We start from the raw sequence: 26,082 nt of genomic DNA on the forward strand, positions 1-26,082 counted from the left end.
CTATCAGGCAGGAATTGTTAAAGTATATATAATCTTTGAACCCAGTTCCTGAACCTTAATCAATACTTCATTTAATTCTTTAGACATCTTCTTCCTAAATAAGCTTTCTTGAAAATATGTTTCTTCCAAAGTAAACTCTACTTCGACGGCCGTATGATTATCTTTTAGTAATAATTCTACTTCTACAACCGCAAACTCCTCAGTAGAGATAGCTTCTAAGATAGCATTTCCAATGATTGTCAGACTTACATCGAATGCCTGCAATTCACTTTTTTCTGTATGTATATCGTATGTAATTTGTATGTTATTATAAAGCCATTTTGCTTGAATTAAAAAAAGTGTAAATTCAGGGCAATTGCTGTTCATCAATTTCCTCTCACGATTAAATGCTTCTATGATTTCATTAACTTTTTTCGTTACTTTTTCTGTTTTCCCCATACTCAAATATCCATGTACGATTTGTAAATCATTCATTAAATCATGTCTTTGTAATCGTAATAATTGAATAACATCCTTAGATTCCACAATACCCTCTCCCATTATGTAGAATTATAGCAAAAAACTAGGATGACTTCATTTTTTGATTAAATTCTTTAACAAAAAAACTCCAACCACCTACATGATTGGAGTTTTATAAGTAATATTATGCTTCTTGAGCAACAGGGTAAACACTAACCTTTTTGCGGTCACGACCATAGCGTTCGAATTTTACAACACCGTCGATTTTTGCATAAAGTGTGTCATCTCCACCGCGGCCTACGTTTTCACCTGGATAGATTTTTGTACCGCGTTGACGGTAAAGAATAGATCCACCAGTTACGAATTGACCATCAGCACGTTTAGCACCAAGACGTTTGGACTCAGAGTCACGACCGTTCTTTGTACTACCTACACCCTTTTTCGATGCGAAGAACTGTAAATCTAGACGTAGCATTAGAGCACCTCCTATTTACTTTGTATCGTAATAAACTTTTTATAATCACGTTCAATAGTTTCAAGAGAAACAATCATTCCTTCGAACAGGATCTGTGCCCTTTCCATCAATTCTGGGTTAACAGAATCTGGAATGGTAACTCGAAGATAACCACCTTCACTTCCTTGTTCGATTGCTAGATCAATATCAGTCAGTTTCAATACTGCATTTACAGCACCAAACGAAACGGCTGATACTCCAGCACAAACTAAGTCATATCCATAAGGTCCACTTTCTGCATGTCCAGATAATTCAAAGGACTTTATTTGATTATTATCTCGGTATACAGTTACATTTATCATGGATTAATTCCTTAATTATTGATTTTTTCAATAACTAGTTTTGTGTAAGGCTGACGATGACCTTGCTTTTTGTGGTAGTTTTTCTTAGCTTTGAACTTGAAAACTGTAACTTTCTTTTGACGACCATGTTTTTCAACTTTAGCCGTAACAGTAGCACCTTCAACATAAGGAGAACCAACTTTAACGTTTTCCCCACCTACGAAAAGAACTTTGTCAAATGTAACAGTTTCGTTAACGTCTGCTGTAACTTTTTCCACGTAAACTACTTGGCCTTCTTCAACTTTGACTTGCTTACCACCTGTTTCGATAATTGCGTACATAACTGCACCTCCTTAATTAACTCAGACTCGCCATACAGGTAAACTCTTTAAAGTTTTTACAGAAACCTGTTCTGTGCGGTTGTAGCACGGGTGCTACGATGAATAACATACAAATGTTATCATGATACGCAACTATTTGTCAAGCTTCTTTCTAAATTGGTGTATATGTAACTATTTCTCCAATGGTTTTATCATAATTTTTATCATAGAAGTAACTTCTTAAACATTCACTTTCATCGATTACTACTTGCTTATCATTAGGCAATTGAATACAAATTGAGTGTCTTACATCCCTACTAAAATAAGAAAAGACATCCATCAATTTATATTGAGCAGGTACCAAGATGGGTTTTACTGCTTTATTTCTATGCTTACCTGTAAATCGACCTAGGAGAAAACGAATAAAAACGTAATGACGTTTTTTCCACTCCGAATGGTTTTCTACAAGGAGAAACAACATGAGTAAAAAAGCACTTAATGTAAAAGGAAATAATAATACCTGAGCAAGTAGAGCTAATACACATAATAGAACTGACCAAATTAGGATCGAATGATAAGCTTTCTGGAACGTGAATTGTTTTGTAAACAAAAAAAATAACAGCTTACCACCGTCCAGAGGCCAAATAGGCAATAAATTAAACACAAGTATCGTTGTATTATAGAATAGAATCATCTCTATTAAGGAGTTCGATAATAATGATAGGCTAGAAGCCAAAGCCATCAATATAAAAATGACTACATGTTGAAAAGGCCCTGCTATCGTTACGATAAACTCCTCACGAATGGGTCTACTCCCCTGTTCATCTGTATCCATTACCCCTCCAAACACCCACAACATTACCTGTCTAATTCTCCATTTAAAATATATAGCAGCTGTGTAATGCCCTAATTCATGAAATAACACAATAGCAAGAATAATAAACATTTCAACAAATGTACCTGTCAAAATGGAAATAATAATAAATACTAGTAAGATTGGATGAATTCTAAGTGGGGGAATCAAGTTATTGATTTTCATCAACTTCAATCACCTGGATAGGATCTAAGTATTTATCATTCTTTTCAATTGCAAAGTACACAGTCTCATCCTCTTCAGAAGGAGTAAATTCCCCGATTCGTTGGTGAGACTCAATTATTTGATATAAATGGACATCAATAGAACTTAAATTCCCGTAAGTAGTTGTTGTACCATCATCATGTTGGATAATAACGGTCTTATTCGTAACAGGTTTCTTTCCTGTAAAAATCACAACACCATCCCTTAGTGCTGAAACTGGTGTATCAGCATTAGGAGCAATCATGATTCCTGTTCCATTTGCTTGAAAAGTCTCAATGACATTACCTGTGACCGGAAGTGCTAAAGCAACTTCCTCCACCTCGTCTGATTTCGAATTTGGTGACAAGGCTAATGGTGTTCCAAAAGCATCTTTATACCACTTATAAGCACTTGCAAAAGGGAATTCTTCGGTTAGAACAGTGTTAGCCCATTGTTTCGGTTTATGAAATATCTCTGCATCATTGTCCCAAATGATGGCCGCACCAAAAAACAACATGACAGATAGTATCCCCTTTAGAATGATTCCTGTGATCGCATTACTGCGAGTATGATTGGAAGCAGAACTATCAATAAAATCAGGATAGAAACCATGTTTTTCTTCATCCTGCGGCAAGGAAGGCATAATGGTACTGACCCTTTGGCTAGATTTAGTGGGTACGCCCCGTTGTCTTTTTCGTTCATTAATTGATTTTCGAACATTCCTAATATCGTTCTTCATTAGTCCTCATTCCCTCATTCATCTTTTAATTAAGTGTATGAGCATATGGGACAAGATATGATTCTACTTCCAAAATGAAGTTAACTAACGGCTCCTATATTCTTCTAAAACTATTTTATAGGTCATCAATCGATTCTCTATGTCAGATAACATATTATTTTCGATTATCCTGTTGGTTACTTTTAGTATTTCATCGTGTTTATGAGATTCTTCCGGTAGAGTTGAAATCATAAATTTCACAGGACTTTCAAAATAATTCAAAGCAATACTTCTAAAACTAGAAAACCTCTCCTCCAATTCAACATTGAGTATAAGAAGAATATCATGCCACATTAGCATAGCTCTTTCATCAACTTGACGGAATTTATTTACTATTTTTGAATTCATACTATATGGATCTGCCCCAGTGGTAGTTTGATGGTCATTTTCTTCTGTATAAGGTCTAATCCAACTTACAGCAAATAGCAGTGTCTGACTTTTGGTCTTGGAATTTGTTTCATACTCTATCCCATTGCTTAAATAGCTGCCACTATAATCATAACCGTACTCCTCATCCATACCAAATGAAGCTTCAATTCCGATTGTGACTTTTGTAAAATGATCATAAAAAGAAATGGCTTCTAATCTTTCGTCAGATTCAATATCTCCCTCTGTCACAAAAGAAGGTAGACAGCACTTAATCTTTTGTTTCTTATATTCTTTTTTATATTCATAATGTATTAAATATCTACCATTCAAATCACGGCATCTATCATCCAAAATATAATGTACCGCCCTATACTTTATTTCTTTCTCATTTACATACAATTTAATTGGACCCAATGGAGTTACTATCATACCCAACACCTATTTTCCTAAATTTAGATTCCGTGTATAGCCGAAATGGCACCATCATTGTTGAAAGCAAAAAAGAGCTCTAAAATCAATGATGACTTTAGAACTCTTGATAGAACTAATATTATGGATTGACATAAATTAACTACGGATACCAAAGAATTTCTTAACCTTTTTAAACATACCAGTTTCATCTTCTAAAGATTGCAAAGGCACAGATTCACCTAAAATTCTTCTTGCTATATTGCGATATGCAATGGAAGCTTTCGTGTTTGGCTGAAAAGCAACTGGTTCACCATGATTAGAAGCTTTAATAACCTCATCATCATCTAACACAATACCAATAAGGTCAATTGATAAAATTTGAACGATCTCATCAATATCAAGCATATCGCCATTTTTCATCATATGCTTTCTAATCCGGTTAATGATAAGACTTGGGGGATCCATGTCTTCTTTTTCCAATAAACCGATGATTCGGTCGGCGTCACGAACACTTGACTTTTCTGGAGTTGTCACCACAATTGCCTTATCTGCTCCTGCAACCGCATTTTGATATCCCTGTTCAATTCCAGCAGGGCAGTCGATAATAATATAATCATATTCCGTTTTTAGCTCGCTGATAATTTCACGCATACCGTCAGGTGTTACAGCGGATTTATCACTTGTTTGCGCAGCAGGTAATAAGGCAAGGTAATCAAATCGCTTATCCTTAATCAAGGCTTGTTTCAATTTACACCTACCTTGTATGACATCAACAATATCATATACAATACGGTTTTCTAGCCCCATGACAACATCTAGATTCCGAAGACCAATATCCGTGTCAATTAAACATACTTTTTTATCCATTAATGCTAATGCAGTCCCAAGGTTAGCTGTGGTAGTAGTTTTTCCCACTCCACCCTTACCAGATGTTATAACGATTGCCTCACCCATTGCTTATTCTCCTTTCGAATCCACTTAAACTTTTACGTTTATGTGCTAAAACTTGTAATCTATCAATAATAATTTTATCTTTTTCTGAATCGATAAGACCACATTCCATATACACACCATCTGATTCGTAATCCGGAGCACGACTAATATAATCAGCTATTCGGAGTTGACTCGGATTCATATAGGAAGCAGTAATAATTGCATTTTGATCTCCATTAACCCCTGCATGAGCAATACCATGTAAACTCCCCATTATATAAATATTACCAGTGGAAACTACCTTTCCACCTGGATTCACATCCCCGATTAATAATAAGTCACCTTTAATCTCCAACACCTGTCCGGAACGAACAATACGATTCACTACTTTAATATCTGTATCTTCAAGCATCGCTATTGCTTCATTTCTAAGGATGACATTTGAATCAAATGATTGCACCTTAAATCGTTTGTCTTCGGTGATAATTCGTTCTAAGCTTTCCTCTTGATCTTTATATAAATAACGGTTCCCTAGGTTGACGGTTACGTTTACAACTTGTTCGTCCTTATGAGGATGATTAACGGACAACTTTTCTTCTAGCTCCCTACACGCATCTTCGAATGAACAACGGTCATCAATGAATAGTGTAAGCCCATCTCTAGTGCCCTTTATCGTTACATAATTTTTTGTTTTTGTGTCTTGCAATGACTTCACCTCAAATATTGCTTCAATTTTATGCGTATAGGGTTATAGGTTGATACTTCATTTGATTCCACTGTTCTTCCATTTTTCTAGTTGCTTTGCTAGCAACGGATATAAGATAAGCAAGAAAATAGAATTCGCTAGTATAGACGGCAACAAGCGATACATTGCATAGTCCATCCATGCAGCATCCATTATACCTACTACATAGTATATTAAATTAATGATTAAATCAGAAATGATTATGCTTATTATACCAAACAATAGCACCGAATAAATATTACTATGCAACATATTTCGAAGTTCATGGATGATGTATATGACAACACCATACGTAAACATATATACTCCCAATATTCCTGTATAGGCGATATCAATCAATAGTCCAAAAATCATGGCATAGATTATCGAATGATACGAATTCCTACGATCGTAGAATATAGCAACTAACACAAGAAACATTAACACCCAATGCGGGGTAATCATTAAGTCGCTGTCGATAAGACCGCTTGGCAATATATCTAATGCAACACCTTCCATTACAACCAACAATAGCAGAATAAGGGGTAGGAATATATGTCTCATTCCTCCTCCCCCTCTTCTCCATCTATTAACCGTTCCACCACAACGACATGGTTGATTTCATACATATTTGCCGCTGGTTCTACTAGCGCAGTTCTCGTCAATCCATACTGATCAGGGATAACTTCTTTCACGGTACCGATAGGAAGACCAGCAGGAAATATTCCACCCATTCCAGATGAAACAACCAGTTCTCCTTCTTTTAATTCTTTATCTGATTCTTCGATGATTTTAAACAACAGGGAATCAGTTTCTTTATCATATTCTTCGATTAACCCAAAAATATCATTGCCCTCATCCCTGGAGATTGTTGCTGATATACGATTAAATTCATCAAAGCCTGTTAAAAGCTGTACTGTGGAAGTTAATTGTGAGGCACTTTGAATTTTCCCTACCATACCATCGGCAGTTATAACTGCCATGTTTTCTTTCACTCCCGCAAGTTCCCCTTTATTAATGGTTACTTGCTCTATCCATCTTTCCGGTGATCTAGCAGTAACCGTGGCATGGATTGGATTATAAGCACGAAGCGAATCTGCTTTATCCACTAAAGATCTTAGCTCTTCATTTTCCTCTTTAATCTCCTGTACTTCGTAAATCAAACCTTTATATTCTGCTAGTTTTTCTCTAAGAACTTGATTTTCATCATATGTGTTACGAATATCATCGACATTACTAAATATATTCGTTACATATTTTATCGGAATAGAAATCACATTTTGTGCCATTCCAATAACGTCACTAACAAACTGCTCTCCTGTAGAAAGATTTGCTCTATCTTTTAAGGAAAACCCTATAAGTGCAACTAAAATGATAATTCCAATTAGTATCGTAAATAATCTCTTTTTTCGAAACATTGACATATAAACACCTACTTATTCTACTGTAGGACGAGTAGACACATTGGGTTGCGCTTTGAAATGCTGGATATACTCTAAGGATTTTCCAGTTCCTATTACAACACTGTCTAATGGATTATCGGTAACAAATGCTGGCATTTTGGTTTCTTCACTTAGTACTTTATCCAGATTTTGTAATAATGACCCTCCACCAGATAGCACAATTCCTCGATCCATAATGTCTGCCGCTAATTCTGGTGGCGTATTTTCCAATGTTGTTTTTACAGCTTCCACTATAGCATCTACAGTATCCTGAAGCGCTTCTGAAATTTCCTTGCTACCAATCGTGATCGTTTTCGGTAGTCCTGTAAGTAAATCTCTTCCACGAATATCCATTTCTTTTTCTACCATATTTTCTATACTTGCCGATCCAATTTCTAATTTTACTTGTTCTGCGGTTCTTTCACCAATCATAAGGTTATAATTTTTTCGTATATGATTCATGATTGCCCCGTCCATATTATCACCTGCATTACGGATAGACCTACTCGTAACAATACCACCTAGGGAAATAACTGCAACCTCTGTAGTTCCCCCACCTATATCGACTATCATACTTCCGGTAGGCTCCCAGACAGGAAGTCCAGCCCCAATTGCTGCTGCGAACGGTTCAGCTATAGGAAAGGCCTCTTTTGCTCCGGCTTGCTTTGAAGCATCGATAACAGCTCTCTCTTCCACCATCGTAATTCCAGACGGTACACAAATCATCACATTAGGTTTCTTAGCAAAAGCTGATCGATTTCGTAATGCACGTTTTATATAGTATTGCATCATGACAGCAGTAGTTTCAAAATCAGAAATAACGCCGTCCTTCATTGGTCTTATTACAGAAATACTTCCTGGACTTCTACCAATCATATTTTTTGCAGAGTTTCCAACTGCTTCTATTTGTCCAGTTTCTACATTTTTTGCAACAACTGATGGTTCGCGTAATACGACACCTTTTCCTTTTATAAAAACTAGTGTGTTAGCCGTTCCTAAATCAATCCCTAAATCTTGTGAAAAGCCAAAAATACCCAATAGAATCTCCCTCTCCAGTATTATATCTTTATATATGTATGTCTAGCTTGACGTATCTCTAATATTTTATGTGGTGTTTCCATAATATAATCCAAATATTAAAATTGAATTATAGAATAGATATACACAGATGTTAGTTACTGGATTCCAATCCTAATAAGCGCCAATTTCATTAACTAGAAAATGGCGCTTCATTCCCATCTATTCAATTATACGAAAAATGATAAAAATTGATAGTGCTATAAATAGCCTTTTTCCTTAAGAGATACAAACTTCCGATCGCCAATTACGAGGTGGTCTAGTAATTCTATACCAATCATCTTACCAGATTCGGCTAATCTTCTAGTTACATGGATATCTTCTTGAGAAGGAGTGGGATCTCCGGAAGGGTGATTATGCGCGACGATTATCGAGGCGGCAGAACGTTTTACAGCTTCGCGATACACTTCTCTTGGGTGCACTATGGAGGCATTGAGGCTCCCAATGAAAATGGTTTGACGATGGATGATTTGATTCTTTGTATTGAGAAAAATAACAACGAAGTGTTCCTGATTTAAATTCCGTAATTCTTCCATGAGATAGTCAGCTCCGTCCTCCGGTGAGCGAATGACGTAGCGCTCCGCCGGTTTATATTGACTAAGCCTTTTTCCAATCTCTAGCGCAGATAGAATCAAGACCCCTTTCGCAACACCGACACCTTTAATTGCAGTTAACTCCTCAATAGTTGCATCCTTTAGTAATTTTAATCCTTCGAAATGCATTAACACTCGATTCGCTAATGCCATCACCGATTCATCCTTCGTACCACTCCCTAATAAGATGGCAATTAATTCTTGATTGGAAAGATGACTTGCTCCTAAGCTTAGGAGCCTCTCTCTAGGACGATCTTCTTTCGGTACATCTTTTATCATCAAAGATGTTGTATTCACTTCCAATTCCTCCTTTCGTTATCTACGCTAGAATAGCGTACAAGAGGGATTCTTACAAATAAGAATCACGTTAATTTCAGAGGAGGAAATGAAACGAAAAAAGAATAAACAGTACTCGAAAATATGTTTTTCGATACTGTTTATTCTTAATATTTACCTATTCCACTATTTTCTAATTGCTAAGAGTATTATGGAATGATTGCCACAAAGCTAATAAAATCTGGTTATGATCTCTCGTATCTAGTGCATCTAGTTGATCCTTCACTGACGTTGTAAGATTAGTCAGTATAGTTGAATTCGATGGAGCTTGTTCTAAAAGATTGTTCCATTTTGTTTTATCGACTTTTCCTTCACCTAGCGAAATATTCCAATTATCTTGGAAGGATGCAAGCCATTCATATTCTTCTTTCGATACCTCTACTTCCTTCTCAACTATCTGCCATTCCTTCGCATAAGCTTCTATACCGTTGGTCATTAAAGTTGAAGTGTCGTCCTGTAAGTCCTCCTTTGTCAATCCAAGATGAACAAGGAGGAAGAATTGACTATCTTTCTCCCATATTACTGGGTTATACCCGTTTTCAATAAACTTTGAAGACTCCGCTTCTGCATTCTCTAATGAGGAAAATACTCCACCTTGCAGTACAAAGGCAGACATGGACTCGAGTATGTACGTCCCCTTATTTGCATTATCGGTTGCTGCACCATTATCCTTCTTCTTCTCACCATCTGTTGGAACAAGAACTGCGGGTGTTCCATTTAAATCATTGTCAAAGTTCACGATAATTTTTAGCATGACAAACCCCATAATGGATCCGATTGTCACGGCTGAAACAATTGCTATAATAATTGGTTTAAATATATCAAAATTCGTTTGACTCTTTTTGCCAGATTTCGTTATGGCTAAAGTAGAGTCATATTCTCTAGCGAAAGTATGAATATCGTTTTCACCAGATTCTTCTGCAGCCGCCATTTCATTATGACTTCGAGCATCTGTTTTATTCGTGAATTTATCTCTATTAAGACTACTGTTGGATGTATTTCCATCTATTCTCACTACTACTTGTCTTTTGGCTGTCATGATTTGCTCCCCCACTTTGCTAGATTAGTTAAACTAAATCTATCACACCTAATCTGAAAAGTAAGATGAATCTTGTCAAGTCCAAAACTATTTATTTCTACATAATTTACAATAACCTTACATCGTTAGGGAAAATATATAATCACGTACATAACCAATAAAGTGAAGAGAACCCGCAAAGAAGTATGCTTCGTCCTCCGTTGTATCGTGATTGTACATAGTCGTGATAATATTCTTCCAATCCGCCATTTTTAGAGTGGAAGACTGTAGGGAATGAAGTAGATTCTCAGGATCCTCCGCCCTTGGATGGTCAAAAGTAGTGATTGTAACGGAATCAAATAATGGTGAAGCCATTTCAATCATACTAGCTAACTCTTTATCACGAAAGCCAGCAAAGATTAAATGTTTTCGAAAATCCTTATATTGGTTTTCTACTGTACGTAAAAAAGCTTCCATTCCATTCGGGTTATGTGCACCATCTAATACGATAATTGGTTGATCATGTATTTTTTCAAATCTCCCATTTAACTTTGATTCTTTCAAAGCTAACATAACCTGATCCCAATTTAACCTGAACCCTTTCCATTCTAGAACTTTCAGAGCCATTATTGCATTCGATACATTTACTACCTGGTGCTCACCTTGCATTTTGATTTCAATCGGATAAGAACTTTCTTCAAATTGCCAATTGAATCGCTGAAAGTTGTCATTCCGATCAGTTAATCGATATGTAAAATGATGCTGTAACTGATACAGTGGAGCATTGTGTTTCAGGGCCTCATTTTCTACAATTGCTAGACTAACCTCATCCATAACACCAACAATTACAGGGGTATTCTCTTTAATGATCCCAGCTTTTTGATAGGCAATTTCCCCCAACGTATCTCCTAAAAAACTAGCATGATCCATAGCGATATTTGTTATAATGGACAGAATAGGTTGGATGCAGTTTGTCGAATCCTCCCTACCACCCATACCGGCTTCTATTATGGCGATGTCAACATGATCCTTAAAATACATAAAGCAAATTGCCGTTATGATTTCAAATTCTGTAGGTGCCATTTCTTCCGAATCAAGCTTCTTTATAACAGGAAGAAGCTGATAGAGCAATTTCATGAATTCTTGGTCACTTATTGGATTATCATTTATCCTAATATGGCCTGTCAATCCTGTTAAACTAGGAGAAGAAAATACACCAACACGGTACTCATGATGAATAAGTGCGTCTTTTAAAAAAGTGAGTGTGGATCCTTTTCCGTTCGTCCCGGCTATATGTACCGTCTTTATCATTAAATGTGGATTATTTTGTGAATCTAACAATCGTTTCATTCGGTCAAGACCAGGGTTAATACCTAAGTTCCTTCTTTGCATAAAAAAATGATTCACTTCATCCATGCTTTGGAACATATTATCACCATCTTTTCTATCATTCGAAATCAGTATAGCATATGAGAAAGGAATGCTGTAAATTGAATAAACTTGGTTGGATTATTTATAATGGAAACTTACCAGGAAGTAAATTTTTAGACTATGCGGAGATGCTTCAGCAATCTGCAAATAAATTTAATTCAGAAGCAATTATTATGAAAAATAATGAACTACTTGTTTCATTAGGTCACCATCAATTAGGTATTATTAATACTCAAACACTACCAGATTATGTAGTCTTTACAGACAAAGACATCTACTTAGCTAAACAACTAGAGTTACTAGGGATACCTGTATTTAATCGAGCAGAGGTTATTGAAACTAGTGATGACAAAATTGCAACATACCAAGTATTGGCAAACCATAAACTCCCTATCCCCCAGACCATTATCGCACCAAAGGTTTTTTATAATCGGGAGGAAAAATATTTACCAGATTTTGATCAAATAGTTCAACATCTTGGATTACCTTTAATTATCAAGGAAGCATTTGGTTCATTTGGTGAACAAGTTTACCTAATATCCACAATGGAGGAACTAAAATCAAAAGTACAAGAGCTTTATGGGAAACCGTTTATGTTCCAAGAATTTGTTTCTACAAGTAAAGGAAAAGACATTAGACTACAAGTAGTGGGAGACAAGGTTATTGCAGCCATGAAGCGTACTGCAAATAATGACTTTCGAGCTAACGTTACAGCAGGAGGTACAACAGAAGCATTTAGACCGTCAGAAAATGCTAAAAAAATTGCTATTGCCGCTTCCCAGGCATTAGGTGCAGATTTCAGTGGTGTAGATTTACTGTTTGGAGACAATGATCAATATGTTATTTGTGAGATTAATTCCAACGCCCATATTCGAAACCTACTTAATTGCACTGGAATAAATGCTGCAGATGCAATTATGGAGTATGTCTTAAACAAGGTGAGCACAATATGACAACAGGATGGCTTATTTATAGTAAGAAAGATGCAATTGAAAATAACTCCTATATTGAATGGTTTATTGAAGAGGCATCAAAACAACACTTACAACTTGAACTTATATTACGTGAAAGTTTATCGGTAGGGATCATTCGTAATCAACCTTGTGTTTTACTAGAAGGAAAGTCAGTTAAATTACCTAATTTTTCTATCGTTCGTACGGTTGAACCCTTATTAAATAAACAATTAGAAGAGCTTGGCATGCAAGTTTTTAATTCTTCTCGTATCTCGGAAATTTGTAACAATAAAGCAAAGACATATATAGAAGTAATGAAGTTAGGTATACCGATGGTGGATACATTATTTATGAATGGCGTTAATTTTATGGAACATCCACCACTGCCCTTTCCATTCGTCCTGAAAGATGTAATGGGAAGAGGCGGCTCACAAGTATATTACATCGAAAGTGAGCAGCAATGGAATTCATTTCGACTTGAAAATCAAATTTATCAAGTTGTCTTACAAAACACAAATGTAAAGCTGGGAAAGGATTTACGTGTGTTTGTTGTCGGAAAGGAAATTATTGGTGCGGTATTAAGAGAAAGCAACTCCGATTTCCGAGCAAATTTCAAGTTAGGTGGAACAGCTTCTTTATATTTACTAAACCGCTCTGAAGAAACACTAATCCAAAAAATTATCGACCATTTTGATTTCGGAATGGTTGGAATCGATTTTTTGATTGGTCATAATGGAGAATTATTATTTAATGAAATAGAAGATGTGGTTGGTTCGAGAACGCTAAGTGCCGTTAGTTCTGTCAATATATTGGAAAAGTATATCACACACATCAAAACAAAAATGGATCAGGACACTTAAATAAGAGTCCTGATCCATTATTTTTACTATGCCTTTAATTCATCTAGTCTCGCTTTAACTGCTGCTTGTTTTTCCAAGTAATCCTGCTGTTTTTTCTTTTCTTCCTCGACAACTACTTCAGGTGCTTTTGCTATAAACCCTTGGTTTGAAAGCTTCTTCTGAACGCGTTCTACTTCTTTATTCCACTTCTCTAATTCTTTTTCTAGACGGGCAATTTCTTTATCAAAATCAATTAACCCCTCTAGTGGTAAGAATATTTCTGCTCCAGTTATCACAGCAGTCATTGCTTTTTCCGGTGCATTAACTTTTGTGGAAATGATTAACTCGCTCGGGTTACAGAAACGTTCTAAATACCCTCGATTATGTTCAAGTTCAGCAACGATAGCCTCTTCCTTCGCTTGAATTAATAGACTAATTTGTTTAGACATCGGAGTATCGACCTCTGCACGAATATTACGTACAGACTTAATAATCGACACTAAACGTTTCATTTCTTCTGATGCTTTCTCATCATGGAAGTCATCCCTTACTTTTGGCCAATCAGCAACAGTTATCGATTCCCCTTGATGAGGTAGCTTTTGCCAGATTTCTTCTGTAATAAACGGCATAAATGGATGTAATAGACGCATAGTTTGGTCTAAAACATAAGCTAACACGGATTGGGTCGTTTTCTTGGCTTTTTCATCTTCCCCATACAATGGAAGTTTGGCCATTTCAATATACCAATCACATAATTCATCCCAGATAAAATTATGAAGATGACGACCCGCTTCACCAAATTCATACTTATCCGTATTTCTTGTTACCTGCTCTATCGTTTCATTTAAACGAGTTAGAATCCACTTATCCGCTAGAGATAGTTCCCCAGTTAAATCAATATCCTCATACGTAAATCCTTCTAAGTTCATTAATGAGAATCTTGAAGCATTCCATATTTTATTGGCAAAATTCCAAGTAGATTCTACCTTTTCCCAGTAGAAACGCATATCCTGGCCTGGTGATGTTCCAGTTAATAAGAAGTAACGGAGTGAATCCGCACCATACTTCTCAATAACATCCATTGGATCAACACCGTTTCCAAGAGACTTACTAAACTTACGACCTTCAGAGTCTCGGATAAGCCCATGAAGTAGTACATCTTTAAAAGGTCTTTTTCCAGTAAATTCTTTTGATTGGAACACCATACGAGCAACCCAGAAGAAGATAATGTCATAACCTGTGATTAATACACTAGTTGGGAAATATCGTTTAAAATCTTCCGCGTCTTCATTTGGCCAACCCATTGTAGAGAATGGCCATAATGCACTAGAGAACCATGTGTCTAAAACATCTTCGTCCTGTTCCCAATTGTCGATGTCTGTGGGAGCATCTTTGCCAACATATACCTCCCCGGTTTCTTTATGGTACCAAGCTGGAATACGGTGGCCCCACCATAATTGACGGCTAATACACCAGTCACGAATGTTTTCCATCCAGTTCAAATACGTTCTTTCAAACCGTTCTGGTACAAAGTTTACTCTATCTTCTGTGTCTTGTAATTCTAGAACTGCATCAGCTAGAGGCTGCATTTTAACAAACCATTGGGTGGATAGATAAGGCTCAACAACTGCTCCACTTCGCTCTGAATGACCGACTTGATGGACATGCTCTTCAATCTTAAACAGAACTCCCATTTCTTGAAGGTCTTTTACAATTTGTTTACGACATTCAAAACGATCCATTCCTTCATACTTACCAGCATTTTCGTTCATCGTTCCATCTTCATTCATAACAAGAACACGTTCTAAATGATGACGATTCCCAATTTCAAAATCATTCGGGTCATGAGCCGGTGTTATTTTTACAGCACCAGATCCGAACTCCATATCTACATAGTCATCAGCAACAATCTGAATTTCACGACCTACGATAGGAAGTACTACTGTTTTACCAATTAAATGCTGATAGCGTTCATCCTTTGGATGTACGGCAACCGCCGTATCACCAAGCATGGTTTCCGGTCTAGTAGTGGCAATCTCGATTGTTTCATCACTATCTTTAATTGGATATTTCATATGATAGAAGTTACCATTTACTTCTTTATAGATAACCTCAATATCCGATAGTGCTGTTTTCGTCATTGGATCCCAGTTAATAATATATTTACCGCGGTAGATTAAACCTTTTTCATATAATTTTACAAAAACCTCCTTTACAGCGTCGGATAATCCTTCATCCAGTGTAAAACGTTCCCTTGAATAATCTAAACCAAGCCCAAGTTTTTCCCATTGAGAACGGATAAAGGATGCATATTCTTCCTTCCAATCCCAAGCTTTCTCTAAGAATTTTTCACGGCCTAGCTCATAACGGTTTGTGCCTTCTTCTTTTAGTCTTGCTTCAACCTTAGCTTGAGTAGCGATACCAGCATGGTCCATACCTGGTAACCATAAAACATCGTATCCTTGCATACGTTTCATACGAGAAATGGTATCCTGCATCGTTGTATCCCAAGCATGACCTAGGTGTAATCTTCCAGTTACGTTTGGAGGTGGAATAACGATGGAGAATGGTTCCTTGTCGGGGTCACCTGTTGCTTCAAAGTACTTTCCATCTAGCCAAAATTTGTAGCGGTCTTGTTCTACTGTTTGATGATCGTATTTCGGTGGTAGATTATTGTTGTTGTTTTCTTGCATTTAATTAGCCTCCTTTTAGAATCTGACTTTTTTACGTAATGATTGTATTTATGATGACAACCAAGCTAAAGTCAAAACAAATAAAAAACCCTTTTCATCCTAGATAAAGGACGAAAAGGGTATTATTTCCGTGGTACCACCTTTGTTTACAGGTAAACTTTAATATACCTGTACACTCATTACTTGATATCGGTCATAAACCGGCATACTCCTACTATAACTTTCAGAGTCGCTGCATCAAGGGCGACCTTCCAAAACGCTCACCTAGAAAACTCCCACCAAATGTTTTCCTCTCTTGTAGGCAACTATTCTGTACTCTTCCCTATCAATTGCTTACTATATGATTATTTTCTTATTTTAGCGAATTTCTTTTCTAAAAGCAACTATTATATGGATTATTGCACGGATGAGCTTGGTTTATACATATAGTGTATTATACAAGGCATGACTTGGTAACAACGAAACACTAAAGAGGTGATTAAATGGCAAGGTATTATCGATATCGTTTACCTCCGTGGGCGAAAAAATGTTTATATATCGCAGAACAAGTTACATTACCATTGCTTATCTTCCAGTTACTTCGGACCATATTTATTCCTACTACCTTTGATGTCCTACTTACTCTACTCTTCGCTGGAATTTTTATTGCCTTCTATTTGAAGTGGATTTAAGTCTCACTTCCACTCTCATCGAAAGCAACCATTTCAAATTCCTGTTCCATATATTCTGAGAACTGTATACCAAACAATAATTGTCTATGATAGCGTTGTAGTTTGATGACATGGTCAATCATACTGAGATCTGAATTACGTTCGACATACTCATCAATTGTTCTCAAATATTCTGATGGGTCAAGCAAATAAATAGAAAGCAAGGCTAGGTCAGGAATATCTAACTTGTTTTCTTCCAAATAGAACTTAAACTTATCTAATAAGAGTCTTTTATCGGAGTCATAATGCAATGTTCTACTCTTCAACAATCGAGTTAAGTCGAGTACCGGGTGTTGGTAGGACGCTTGCTCCCAATTAATAACGTATAACTGGTTCCCATGGAGAACATGGGAATCTTTTAATCTTCCATGACAAAGTGCAAGTTTCCAATCATTCATTTCTTCTAAGGAATCGATGTATTGATTTAAGCGCTTATCTAATCCATAAAATACGTGCACCAAATCACGATATTGAGTACATACTAATAATTCTACCGGGGACATAAAGTGTTGGGATTCAAATTGTTCCACATGGCTCATTAACCTCTTCCTCAATTCGGAAGACTGTCGCTTAAAGACTAAAAAGTTTTCCCTTGAAGTTTGGCGAATCTCCTCTGTTATTTCCGTAACCTTTCTAGTTTTCGCATGGATATAACCGATATTTTGGTATATTTTTTCAATGGCATGTGTTCGATGACCAGAGTCAATCCAAGGTGATAAATAATAAATATCATTGCCATCTTTCGTAAATAAGTTACCTGATTTATTTAAGTATAGTGGTAAGATATTTACAATTTTCTGTTGTTCTGCTGTTCGATAAATATCTAACCAAAATGGCACTTTTTCTTCCTTTAGACCACTTTTTTTCAATGCATAAGACTGGTTATTCCCCTTGATTCGGTATAATCGTTCGGTAATTTTATCTATGTCAATCGGATAGACACGATATGTTTCAAGTATACGTCGAATTTTCTCCAAGGATATCACCACCTATTGTTTACTTCATTATTATACCCCTTGCAGGATGACAAGGGGTTAAATGAATAGTTCATTTACTTTTTTGTTGGTATATAAAGTAACTGTCCTTCAGTGAGGTCATCATCTTCCAATCTATTTTGATTACGAATCAACATAGTTGACGTTTCATATTTTTCCGCAAGCGCTTCTAGCGTATCTTTTTCCTGGACAATTCGTACCTTTACCTTCGTAAATTCCTCTTCTTCTGTGCGGAATATATCCGCTAGATACGTTAAGTCTGCTTTTTCTTCCCGACTATCGTCACTTTCCTCCAAGCTGATATCTACATATTCCTCCATAAAAGAAGACGAGGATTCTTCCACTTCTTCTGAACTTACTTGTGGTTCTTCTTTCGTTTGGAAGAATTCATCAAAGGTCTGGGTTTTTTCTTTCGTAAATTTCCATCGCCCTGATTCGGATTCATCCTGGCTTTCTTGTTCAGATAATGTAGGAAGTTGTTCTGGCGAATCCTCTATGTAACTGGAAGATTCGTCTTCTTGCTGCACTTCAAATTCAAAGGACTCCTCCATATCCCTTTCCATCAATTCTGTACTCTCATGGATGCTCTCTTCTTCCAATTTGTCTTCACTTGTTGCCTCTTGTACATGGCTATTAATGCCATGGATTTCAATCGTAGATCGTAAATATAAATGATTTGACTCCGGAAGTTCATAATCAAATTCCGCAATCATGACAGAAACATCATCTAGATTATTTACTCGATTAGAGGGAACCGTGATTTCAACTGGGAAACGGTGCATAAATTCTGCTGCGCCATGTTCTGTATCAAAAACCCTTTCCATATACCGTTTTGAATCATACCCATCATAATAGCTATCCTCTTCCTCTTCACCAGTATGTTCAGCCTTTTGGTACGATCCTTGTAATTCTACTACTCCTCTAATGGAAATATAATCGTTTAATTCCTGTATTGAAATCTCTGGTTCTAGGGAGATTCCCATGATTTCATCTACTTCTTGACCTTTTTCAAAATAAAGTGACTCATTTAAATCAAAGCGAAAAACAGATTGTTCGTTAACCAAGTAGCTTTTCCTCCCTTCAAACATACATAACATATGCTCTTATCTCTTAATTATCTATATGAGTCAAGACCTCTGGATATGCTATTATTTTATAGCCTAAAAAAAGAAGACTGCAGGCTTACTCCTGTAGTCTTCTTCCATTTATTTAAGTGTTGAGAATGCTTTTCTAGCAGCTTGAATTGTAAGCTCAATATCTTCTTCCGTATGAGCGGTTGATAAGAAGAGCCCTTCGAATTGTGATGGAGGTAAAAATACACCTTCCTCTATCATCACTCGGTAGTACTGATTAAAGTGCTCCAAATTAGAGGTTGATGCTACAGCAAAACTAGTCACTGGTTTTTCGGCAAAGAACACACCAACCATCGATCCAGCTCTATTGATTTGCAACGGTATATCATAATCCTCTGCTGCCTTCTTATATCCTTCAACAAGCATATCTACTTTCTTATTCATTTCTTTATATGATTCTTCCGTTAATGCATTTAATGTTTCGAATCCAGCTGTCATTGCTAATGGGTTACCAGAAAGCGTACCAGCCTGATAGATTGGCCCAGCAGGTGCAACCTGTTGCATAATCTCACGCTTACCACCATAAGCTCCTACAGGAAGTCCACCACCAATTACCTTTCCTAAACAAGTAAGGTCAGGAGTGACACCATAATATCCTTGTGCACAGTTGTATCCCACTCGGAAACCAGTCATAACCTCATCAAATATCAATAATGAGCCATGTTTCTCTGTTATCTCACGTAAAAACGTTAGGAAATTGTCAACTGGTGGCACTACACCCATATTTCCACAAACCGGTTCCGCTATAACAGCTGCAATGTTGTCACCATATTTTTCAAATGCAGTGCGGACACCTTCTTGATCATTATACGCGACTGTAATGGTGTTCTGAGCAATTGATTTGGGGACACCAGGGCTATCAGGTAATCCTAACGTAGCAACACCTGAACCAGCCTTAATTAACAATGAATCCCCATGGCCATGGTAACTACCTTCAAATTTTAAAATTAAATCTCTTCCAGTGTATCCACGAGCAAGCCTTAAAGCACTCATTGTAGCTTCCGTGCCAGAATTAACCATTCTTACTACTTCGATAGACGGAACACGTTCAATTACTAATTTCGCTAGCTTATTTTCTAACAGAGTAGGTGCACCAAAACTAGTACCCTTTTCAATGATTTCGTGAAGCTTACTAACGACTCTCTCATCAGAATGTCCTAGAATTAGCGGTCCCCAACTTAACACATAATCGATATATTCATTACCATCGATATCTTTTATCTTAGATCCTTTTCCACTTTCCATAAAAATTGGATCCATACCTACCGATTTAAAGGCACGAACTGGTGAGTTAACACCCCCTGGCATTAAATCAACCGCTTCTTTATAGGCATCAATTGACTGTTTAAAACGACTCAACTTTTTCACCTCATTTTATTAGTTTGATTCTTTTAACCATTTAGCCACATCTTTAGCAAAATAGGAGATGATTAAATCCGCTCCTGCTCGTTTCATCGATGTTAGTTTTTCCAGCACAAGCTGTTTTTCATCAATCCATCCATTTAATGCAGCCGCTTTAACCATGGAATATTCACCACTTACGTTGTAAGCTACAACAGGCAGATTAAAGTTATTTCGCACATCACGAACGATATCTAAATAAGAAAGTGCAGGTTTAACAATTAAGAAATCTGCTCCTTCTGCCACATCAGACTCCGCTTCTCGTAGTGCTTCTAGTCGGTTAGCTGGGTCCATTTGATAGGTTTTACGATCCCCAAACTGTGGTGTACTATCTGCAGCATCACGGAATGGACCATAAAATGCGGAAGCATACTTCACAGCATAGGACATAATAGGAATGTTCGTAAAACCGGCTTCATCTAGAGCTTGTCTAATGACTTTTACAAATCCATCCATCATATTAGATGGTGCAATGATATCTGCTCCTGCCTCTGCTTGAGAAACTGCCGTACGGGCTAGTAATTTTAAAGACTCATCATTGTCAACATCCTGATTAAGAATTACACCGCAATGACCGTGATCGGTATACTCACATAAACAAGTGTCTGCTACAATTAAAATCTCTGGATAGTTTTGTTTGATTAATCTTGTCGCCTCTTGGACAATACCATGGTCATGGTAAGCTCCACTACCTACATCATCTTTTTCATTTGGTACACCAAATAAGATGATAGATTTAATCCCCAAGTCAACTACTTCTTTCACCTCATCTAATAGTAAATCAAGTGTTACTTGGAATACTCCTGGCATAGATGAAACTTCATTTTTTGAATTATTTCCTTCTAGAACAAACATGGGATAGATAAAATCTTCCACTCTTAGATGATTTTCTCTAACCATTGCTCTCATTGCATTTGAACTACGTAATCGACGATGACGTTTAAACTCTGTATGAAACTCCATGATTATTATCTCTCCTTTAACTGATTACACATGATTTCTACCATACTCTCAACGGTATAAACTTTTGGCGATATCGTATTCTTAAATCCTAACTCGATGGCTCGTCTTTCTGTTGTATTCCCTATACATACAATGGTTATAGCTTGGGAAACTTCTTCTGCATAAAGTCTTTTAAATGCTTCAACAGTGGAAGGGCTAGTAAAGGTTATAAAATCTAATTCTGTAGTAGATAATACTTCTTTCAACTCAGCACCAATATCATCGTTGTATCGGGTCTCGTAAACCACAATAGATTGATAAGATATCCCTCTTTCATGAAGGCCACGTTCAATTACATCTCTAGATCGGCTTCCTTGCACCAATAACACTTGTCCAATGTCATTATATTTTCGCAAGAATTCATCTACTAAATTTTCACCATCATAGATAGCTGGTACCAATTCTGCAGTATATCCGTATTGCTGGAGTGCATCCTCCGTTTTATGACCGACAGCCGCAAACTTAATTTTCGGCACGTCCAAGTGATTTTGTTCTAAAAGGGAAAAGAAACATTGAACCCCATTAACACTTGTAAAAAATATCCATTCGAACTGTATTAAATTGTTAAATATTGCTTGGTTATTGGTATCGTTTCTACAAGTAATCTTTAACAAAGGAACCTCGTATACATGACCACCATACTCTAGAATTTTATCTGAGAAATATTTCGCTTGGCTAGCTTCCCTTGTAACCAAAACATTCTTTCCAGACAATGGAAGATGCATTACTTATCAAGCTCCTCTTTAACTTGCTCGATAATTTCTTTTGCACCTTGTTCTAATAGCTTTGTTGCGGCCTCCTTACCAACTTGGACAGGATCTATACCACGAACTACCTCTTTTAAGAGTGTTTTTCCATCAGATGTACCAACTAGAGCCGTTAGGACTACTTCTTCCCCTTCAAGGTGGGCATACCCACCGATTGGGATTTGGCAGCCTCCCTCTAGCAGGTTAAGATAGGTTCTCTCTGCTGTAACCGTTTTTGTCGTATATGCATCATTAATGTTTTGCAGTAAGGCACGCACTTCTTCATCATCTTCACGACTTTCAATTGCAAGTGCACCTTGACCTACCGCTGGAACACAAACTTCTGGATCTAAATATTCTGTTATCAGGTCCTCACTTAAACCAACTCGCTTCAAACCAGACACAGCAAGAATAATTGCATCATAGTCTTCTTCCTGAAGCTTTCGAATACGAGTTTCAATATTTCCGCGAATCCATTTAATTTCAATGTCAGGTCTAGCTGCTAAAATCTGTGAAGCACGTCGTAAACTACTTGTTCCAACTATCGCACTCTGAGGTAAATCAGCTAATAAGACATTATTCTTTGATATTAACGCATCCCGGTGATCCTCCCGAACAGGTACAGATGAAATAATTAACCCTTCAGGTAGTACTGCGGGCATATCTTTCATACTATGTACCGCAAAATCAATTTCTTTATCATATAGGGCTTGCTCAATTTCCTTAACAAACAATCCCTTTCCGCCTACTTTAGATAAGGTTACATCTAAGATGCGATCCCCTTTTGTTACGATTTTCTTTACTTCAAATTCGTTTGGTACCCCAGCTTTTTTTAATTCATTAATAACCCAATTGGTTTGAGTTAATGCTAAATTACTTTGTCTAGATCCAACAATTATTTTACGCATTTCGTGATCCTCCTATATTAAACATGAAAGTTTGACAATCTAGTAAAGATAAAGAAATTAAAGATTAGAACTACAAATGCAAAGGTATTATAAACTGCTAAGGATTTACCGAAAAATCGTCCTGAAATTCTTAGTAGTAGATAAACGACATAGACGAGGAGCAAAAGAATCGAACCAATCGTCTTTAAATCTACCCAATAAAATTCTACTACCTCCGTATAGGCCCAAACGAACCCTAAAATTATTCCAATAAACAATAGTGGTATACCAATGGTAATCATTCGAAAAATATAATTCTCTAATCTTTCTAAATCGCCTAATCTCCAAATCCATTTTAACGCTTTTTTTTCTTTTAAAAGATGATATTGAACGATATAAATTAAAGAAAAAAGAAATGAAATAGTAAAAAAACCGTATGAAATAATTGCCAAGGAAATATGGGCAATTAATATTTCATCAACAAGTCTAATCCCACTCTGAATCACTTGTGTTTTTGCAACCAAGGATATATGCATTAATAAAATAAAAAATCCAAAGAGATTAATAAAAAACACAATAAAATACATGTTAAACAAAAGATTCATTATCATAGCAAAGGTTACTAATACCCAAGCATAGAAAAAAAGGCTATCCGTTAATGTAGCTATCGGGAATAGTTTTTCCGTTATCAATTGTTGAAACAAAAAAATGGTTTGTAAGACCCAAACCATACAAAGTAACCAGAAGGCAAACCTATTCGCCTTCCGGTTGTGCTGTACAAAATCAATAAAATAACCAATTAGACTTAATACATATATAAATAATATTCCTTCATAGACCCAACGTACATCGACCATATGATTAGTCCTTTATGATATTAATTCGTTGCTAAGTTCTTAATGATTGGTATTTCATTTTGTAAAGACTGTAGTATTACTTCATTTTTTTGGGCTTGTTTAGCAAATTCAGCTTTTACCTCTTCTTCGATACCAAAAATATCTACAAATAATTGCAAAGCTTCGGCTGATTTATCGGTACCAGCCAACTCTTTTGCCTGAGTAATAGGTTCTTTTAATAATTGGTTTATTATACTTTTCGTATGTTTATTCAGTACTTTTTTTTCACGTTCCGTTAAATCTGGCATTTTTCTTTCGATACTTTGCATCGTTTCCGATTGAATAGCGAGTGCTTTGTTTCGTAATGCTGAAATAACTGGAACTACTCCTAAAGTTCTCATCCATTCCTTGAAAGATAGAATCTCTTTCTCCAATAGAATTTCGATTTGTTCAGCAGCTTTTTTTCGTGCTTCAAGATTTTCATCGACAATATGTTGTAGATCATCAATATCATATAAAAACACATTATCTAATTTACCAATTTCTGGATCCAAATCTCTAGGAACTGCAATATCAACTAAGAACAATGCTTTACCTTTTCGTTTCTTTTGAATGGGTTCTAGTATTTCCTTTGTAAGAACAAAAGAATCTGACCCTGTTGAACTAATTAAAATATCAGTATGAGATAAAACGTTCTCCAGCTGATCCAATTGATCTGCTTTCGCGTCAAACTTCGCCGCTAATGCCTCTGCCTTTTCAAAGGTTCGGTTAACGACCGTAATGTTTGATGCACCAGATCCTTGCAGATTTTTCACTGCAAGCTCTCCCATTTTTCCCGCGCCAACAATCACAACATGCTTATTCTCTAATGAACCAAATATTTTCTTTGCTAGTTCTACTGCAGCATAGCTAACGGAGACGGCATTTTCTCCAATTCCGGTAACAGCTTGTGCACGTTTAGCAAAGGTAATAGCCTGCTTAAACAATTCGTTAAAAATGGTGCCAGTTGCTTGTATTTCTTGGGATGATAGGAATGCATCTTTCACTTGTCCAAGGATTTGTGTTTCCCCTAAGACCATTGAATCCAGTCCAGCCGACACTTTAAACAAGTGTTCTAAAGCCCCGTCATCTTCCATTATTCGTAAATAAGATGAAAATTCTTCCTTATTGATTCCAAACCAATCAGCAAGAAATTGCTTTATATAATATCGACCAGTATGAGCCTGGTCTACTACTGCATAGATTTCCGTACGGTTACAAGTTGAAACGATAACATTCTCTAGTATGCTCTTACGACTTTTCAATTCGTTCATAGCATCCCGAAGAGAGTCTTCTGAGAAAGTAAGCTTTTCTCTGATTTCAACAGGGGCTGTTTTGTAATTTAAGCCAACTTTTAATATATGCACTTTATCTCTCCTCCAACAATCTAGAGGTTCAAATGTATTGAACATTATTCTCTAATACTTTCCTTATTATAACATAGTTCATGCGTCCAATTTTTCTCTTTTGTGAACAGATTTCGAAACAATATGCTATGATAAGATAGATAAACTCAGATGTACTCTAACACACCGTTCTATAAGAAGCAAGAAATCAACTTTTAGAGTAACAGAGAGTATTTACATATTTTAACGGGGTGATTAACCTGAAAAATAAAAACACATTAACTGCCTATATTTTAATTGGAATTGGAGCCTACTTTCTATTTAGACAGCTAAAACTACCAATCTTTACGGACTTCTATTCCTGGCCAACCATATTAATAATTATCGGTTTAGCACTCTTAGTTTATGGATTTCAATCGAAGGACTATAATCATTTATTTAATGGGACAATTATTCTTGGATTAGGTCTTCATTTTCATGGAACGAGACATTATAGCTTTTGGATTGATCACTGGGCAATGTATCCGTTAATTGTAGGAATCGCCTTTTTGGTACGGTATTTAAAAACAAAGCAAGGTCTAATTCCTGGACTAATTTTAATCATATTCTCATGTGTTCTGATCTTTTCCATCAATATGCCTAGCTGGTTTGGTTGGTTTTATGATATAGTTCATTTTATTAATCTATACTGGCCGATTGTTTTAATCGGATTAGGGATATTCTTATTAAAGAAAAAATAAAGAGACTTTCTAGGGTTAT

The 26,082-nt window shown here is 36.4% G+C and carries 28 protein-coding genes and 2 other annotated features; of the genes, 4 read left to right on the forward strand and 24 right to left on the reverse strand.

The genetic code is table 11. The annotated features are described in order from the left end of the window. Positions 1–3 precede the first annotated feature (3 nt). From G5W_RS23025 to G5W_RS0118610, 15 genes are all read right to left on the reverse strand, one after another. Complete coding sequence (locus tag G5W_RS23025; protein ID WP_010098993.1) at positions 4–525, reverse strand: Spo0B domain-containing protein; 522 nt, start codon at positions 523–525, stop codon at positions 4–6. A 118-nt stretch (positions 526–643) separates the two neighbouring features. Further along, a complete protein-coding gene (rpmA, locus tag G5W_RS0118545; RefSeq protein WP_010098994.1) occupies positions 644–934 on the reverse strand; it encodes a 50S ribosomal protein L27 in 291 nt (96 codons plus the stop codon). 11 nt (positions 935–945) lie between these two features. After that, a complete protein-coding gene (locus G5W_RS0118550; protein WP_010098995.1) occupies positions 946–1,275 on the reverse strand; it encodes a ribosomal-processing cysteine protease Prp in 330 nt (109 codons plus the stop codon). Positions 1,276–1,286: 11 nt separating this feature from the next. Continuing rightward, the gene (gene rplU, locus G5W_RS0118555) at positions 1,287–1,595 is read right to left on the reverse strand and encodes a 50S ribosomal protein L21 (protein WP_010098996.1); all 309 of its coding nucleotides are present in this window, start codon (positions 1,593–1,595) and stop codon (positions 1,287–1,289) included. 13 nt (positions 1,596–1,608) lie between these two features. Next, positions 1,609–1,686 (reverse strand) — a sequence feature (ribosomal protein L21 leader region). 60 nt (positions 1,687–1,746) lie between these two features. Further along, the gene (locus tag G5W_RS0118560) at positions 1,747–2,613 is read right to left on the reverse strand and encodes a site-2 protease family protein (protein WP_010098997.1); all 867 of its coding nucleotides are present in this window, start codon (positions 2,611–2,613) and stop codon (positions 1,747–1,749) included. Continuing rightward, complete coding sequence (locus G5W_RS0118565) at positions 2,600–3,370, reverse strand: M23 family metallopeptidase (RefSeq protein WP_010098998.1); 771 nt, start codon at positions 3,368–3,370, stop codon at positions 2,600–2,602. Before G5W_RS0118565 ends, G5W_RS0118560 begins: the two co-directional genes overlap by 14 nt. An 84-nt stretch (positions 3,371–3,454) precedes the next feature. Then, positions 3,455–4,213: a hypothetical protein gene (locus tag G5W_RS0118570; RefSeq protein WP_010098999.1), complete on the reverse strand. Its 759-nt coding sequence runs from the start codon at positions 4,211–4,213 to the stop codon at positions 3,455–3,457. A gap of 132 nt (positions 4,214–4,345) precedes the next feature. Beyond that, entirely contained in the window at positions 4,346–5,143 is a 798-nt protein-coding gene (gene minD / locus G5W_RS0118575; protein ID WP_010099000.1) for a septum site-determining protein MinD, read from the reverse strand. After that, positions 5,136–5,828 (reverse strand): septum site-determining protein MinC, encoded by a 693-nt coding sequence (gene minC / locus G5W_RS0118580; RefSeq protein ID WP_010099001.1) that lies wholly within the window; start codon positions 5,826–5,828, stop codon positions 5,136–5,138. Before minC ends, minD begins: the two co-directional genes overlap by 8 nt. A 57-nt stretch (positions 5,829–5,885) precedes the next feature. Further along, entirely contained in the window at positions 5,886–6,410 is a 525-nt protein-coding gene (gene mreD, locus G5W_RS0118585) for a rod shape-determining protein MreD (protein WP_010099002.1), read from the reverse strand. After that, on the reverse strand, positions 6,407–7,270 hold the full coding sequence (gene mreC / locus G5W_RS0118590; RefSeq protein ID WP_029191196.1) for a rod shape-determining protein MreC: 864 nt from the start codon (positions 7,268–7,270) through the stop codon (positions 6,407–6,409). Before mreC ends, mreD begins: the two co-directional genes overlap by 4 nt. A 12-nt stretch (positions 7,271–7,282) precedes the next feature. Then, positions 7,283–8,326 (reverse strand): rod shape-determining protein, encoded by a 1,044-nt coding sequence (locus G5W_RS0118595; RefSeq protein WP_010099005.1) that lies wholly within the window; start codon positions 8,324–8,326, stop codon positions 7,283–7,285. Between the two features lie 239 nt (positions 8,327–8,565). Continuing rightward, positions 8,566–9,237 carry a RadC family protein gene (radC, locus tag G5W_RS0118600; RefSeq protein WP_033445779.1) on the reverse strand — a complete coding sequence of 224 codons (672 nt, stop codon included), beginning with the start codon at positions 9,235–9,237 and terminating at the stop codon, positions 8,566–8,568. Between the two features lie 190 nt (positions 9,238–9,427). After that, the gene (locus G5W_RS0118605) at positions 9,428–10,333 is read right to left on the reverse strand and encodes a hypothetical protein (RefSeq protein WP_010099008.1); all 906 of its coding nucleotides are present in this window, start codon (positions 10,331–10,333) and stop codon (positions 9,428–9,430) included. Positions 10,334–10,450: 117 nt separating this feature from the next. After that, positions 10,451–11,740, reverse strand: coding sequence for a bifunctional folylpolyglutamate synthase/dihydrofolate synthase (locus G5W_RS0118610; protein ID WP_010099009.1), 1,290 nt, complete (start codon positions 11,738–11,740; stop codon positions 10,451–10,453). Between the two features lie 62 nt (positions 11,741–11,802). On the opposite strand from G5W_RS0118610, the gene G5W_RS0118615 reads away from it, so the two are divergent. Further along, positions 11,803–12,696: an ATP-grasp domain-containing protein gene (locus tag G5W_RS0118615; RefSeq protein WP_010099010.1), complete on the forward strand. Its 894-nt coding sequence runs from the start codon at positions 11,803–11,805 to the stop codon at positions 12,694–12,696. Next, positions 12,693–13,556, forward strand: coding sequence for an ATP-grasp domain-containing protein (locus tag G5W_RS0118620; protein WP_010099011.1), 864 nt, complete (start codon positions 12,693–12,695; stop codon positions 13,554–13,556). The genes G5W_RS0118615 and G5W_RS0118620 overlap by 4 nt, the downstream gene beginning before the upstream one ends. Positions 13,557–13,582: 26 nt before the next feature. On the opposite strand, the gene G5W_RS0118625 is transcribed toward G5W_RS0118620, so the two are convergent. After that, positions 13,583–16,228, reverse strand: a complete 2,646-nt coding sequence (locus tag G5W_RS0118625) for a valine--tRNA ligase (protein WP_010099012.1) — start codon at positions 16,226–16,228, stop codon at positions 13,583–13,585. Between the two features lie 103 nt (positions 16,229–16,331). Beyond that, positions 16,332–16,566, reverse strand: a binding site (T-box leader). A gap of 144 nt (positions 16,567–16,710) precedes the next feature. Between G5W_RS0118625 and G5W_RS0118630 the strand changes: the two genes are divergently transcribed. Continuing rightward, positions 16,711–16,899 carry a hypothetical protein gene (locus tag G5W_RS0118630; protein WP_010099013.1) on the forward strand — a complete coding sequence of 63 codons (189 nt, stop codon included), beginning with the start codon at positions 16,711–16,713 and terminating at the stop codon, positions 16,897–16,899. Here G5W_RS0118630 and G5W_RS0118635 read toward each other — a convergent pair. The 8 genes from G5W_RS0118635 to hemA form a co-directional block, all read right to left on the reverse strand. Further along, entirely contained in the window at positions 16,896–17,915 is a 1,020-nt protein-coding gene (locus G5W_RS0118635) for a phosphotransferase (protein ID WP_010099014.1), read from the reverse strand. The two genes, G5W_RS0118630 and G5W_RS0118635, sit on opposite strands and share 4 nt — an antisense overlap. A 74-nt stretch (positions 17,916–17,989) precedes the next feature. Next, positions 17,990–18,997: a stage VI sporulation protein D gene (gene spoVID, locus G5W_RS0118640; protein WP_010099015.1), complete on the reverse strand. Its 1,008-nt coding sequence runs from the start codon at positions 18,995–18,997 to the stop codon at positions 17,990–17,992. 141 nt (positions 18,998–19,138) lie between these two features. Next, positions 19,139–20,425 (reverse strand): glutamate-1-semialdehyde 2,1-aminomutase, encoded by a 1,287-nt coding sequence (gene hemL, locus G5W_RS0118645; RefSeq protein WP_010099016.1) that lies wholly within the window; start codon positions 20,423–20,425, stop codon positions 19,139–19,141. A gap of 18 nt (positions 20,426–20,443) precedes the next feature. Then, the gene (gene hemB, locus G5W_RS0118650; RefSeq protein WP_010099017.1) at positions 20,444–21,430 is read right to left on the reverse strand and encodes a porphobilinogen synthase; all 987 of its coding nucleotides are present in this window, start codon (positions 21,428–21,430) and stop codon (positions 20,444–20,446) included. Between the two features lie 5 nt (positions 21,431–21,435). Beyond that, complete coding sequence (locus G5W_RS0118655) at positions 21,436–22,194, reverse strand: uroporphyrinogen-III synthase (protein ID WP_010099018.1); 759 nt, start codon at positions 22,192–22,194, stop codon at positions 21,436–21,438. Then, the gene (gene hemC, locus G5W_RS0118660) at positions 22,194–23,123 is read right to left on the reverse strand and encodes a hydroxymethylbilane synthase (protein WP_010099019.1); all 930 of its coding nucleotides are present in this window, start codon (positions 23,121–23,123) and stop codon (positions 22,194–22,196) included. Before hemC ends, G5W_RS0118655 begins: the two co-directional genes overlap by 1 nt. Before the next feature lie 17 nt (positions 23,124–23,140). Then, on the reverse strand, positions 23,141–23,959 hold the full coding sequence (locus G5W_RS0118665) for a cytochrome C assembly family protein (RefSeq protein ID WP_010099020.1): 819 nt from the start codon (positions 23,957–23,959) through the stop codon (positions 23,141–23,143). Positions 23,960–23,979: 20 nt separating this feature from the next. Next, entirely contained in the window at positions 23,980–25,344 is a 1,365-nt protein-coding gene (hemA, locus tag G5W_RS0118670; RefSeq protein ID WP_010099021.1) for a glutamyl-tRNA reductase, read from the reverse strand. A gap of 230 nt (positions 25,345–25,574) precedes the next feature. On the opposite strand from hemA, the gene G5W_RS0118675 reads away from it, so the two are divergent. Continuing rightward, positions 25,575–26,063 (forward strand): LiaI-LiaF-like domain-containing protein, encoded by a 489-nt coding sequence (locus tag G5W_RS0118675; RefSeq protein ID WP_010099022.1) that lies wholly within the window; start codon positions 25,575–25,577, stop codon positions 26,061–26,063. The last annotated feature ends 19 nt before the right edge of the window (positions 26,064–26,082 follow it).

Source organism: Ornithinibacillus scapharcae TW25 (genome assembly GCF_000190475.1).
In the GTDB taxonomy this organism is placed as follows: Bacteria; Bacillota; Bacilli; order Bacillales; family Amphibacillaceae; genus Ornithinibacillus; species Ornithinibacillus scapharcae.

What these genes read in the sequence shown, in the direction of transcription:
- rpmA (WP_010098994.1), bottom strand. Translation starts at nt 934, where the DNA reads ATGCTACGTCTAGATTTACAGTTCTTCGCATCGAAAAAGGGTGTAGGT.
- G5W_RS0118550 (WP_010098995.1), bottom strand. Translation starts at nt 1,275, where the DNA reads ATGATAAATGTAACTGTATACCGAGATAATAATCAAATAAAGTCCTTT.
- rplU (WP_010098996.1), bottom strand. Translation starts at nt 1,595, where the DNA reads ATGTACGCAATTATCGAAACAGGTGGTAAGCAAGTCAAAGTTGAAGAA.
- G5W_RS0118560 (WP_010098997.1), bottom strand. Translation starts at nt 2,613, where the DNA reads ATGAAAATCAATAACTTGATTCCCCCACTTAGAATTCATCCAATCTTA.
- G5W_RS0118565 (WP_010098998.1), bottom strand. Translation starts at nt 3,370, where the DNA reads ATGAAGAACGATATTAGGAATGTTCGAAAATCAATTAATGAACGAAAA.
- minD (WP_010099000.1), bottom strand. Translation starts at nt 5,143, where the DNA reads ATGGGTGAGGCAATCGTTATAACATCTGGTAAGGGTGGAGTGGGAAAA.
- mreD (WP_010099002.1), bottom strand. Translation starts at nt 6,410, where the DNA reads ATGAGACATATATTCCTACCCCTTATTCTGCTATTGTTGGTTGTAATG.
- mreC (WP_029191196.1), bottom strand. Translation starts at nt 7,270, where the DNA reads ATGTCAATGTTTCGAAAAAAGAGATTATTTACGATACTAATTGGAATT.
- radC (WP_033445779.1), bottom strand. Translation starts at nt 9,237, where the DNA reads ATGATAAAAGATGTACCGAAAGAAGATCGTCCTAGAGAGAGGCTCCTA.
- G5W_RS0118605 (WP_010099008.1), bottom strand. Translation starts at nt 10,333, where the DNA reads ATGACAGCCAAAAGACAAGTAGTAGTGAGAATAGATGGAAATACATCC.
- G5W_RS0118610 (WP_010099009.1), bottom strand. Translation starts at nt 11,740, where the DNA reads ATGTTCCAAAGCATGGATGAAGTGAATCATTTTTTTATGCAAAGAAGG.
- G5W_RS0118620 (WP_010099011.1), top strand. Translation starts at nt 12,693, where the DNA reads ATGACAACAGGATGGCTTATTTATAGTAAGAAAGATGCAATTGAAAAT.
- G5W_RS0118625 (WP_010099012.1), bottom strand. Translation starts at nt 16,228, where the DNA reads ATGCAAGAAAACAACAACAATAATCTACCACCGAAATACGATCATCAA.
- G5W_RS0118630 (WP_010099013.1), top strand. Translation starts at nt 16,711, where the DNA reads ATGGCAAGGTATTATCGATATCGTTTACCTCCGTGGGCGAAAAAATGT.
- hemB (WP_010099017.1), bottom strand. Translation starts at nt 21,430, where the DNA reads ATGGAGTTTCATACAGAGTTTAAACGTCATCGTCGATTACGTAGTTCA.
- G5W_RS0118655 (WP_010099018.1), bottom strand. Translation starts at nt 22,194, where the DNA reads ATGCATCTTCCATTGTCTGGAAAGAATGTTTTGGTTACAAGGGAAGCT.
- hemC (WP_010099019.1), bottom strand. Translation starts at nt 23,123, where the DNA reads ATGCGTAAAATAATTGTTGGATCTAGACAAAGTAATTTAGCATTAACT.
- G5W_RS0118665 (WP_010099020.1), bottom strand. Translation starts at nt 23,959, where the DNA reads ATGGTCGATGTACGTTGGGTCTATGAAGGAATATTATTTATATATGTA.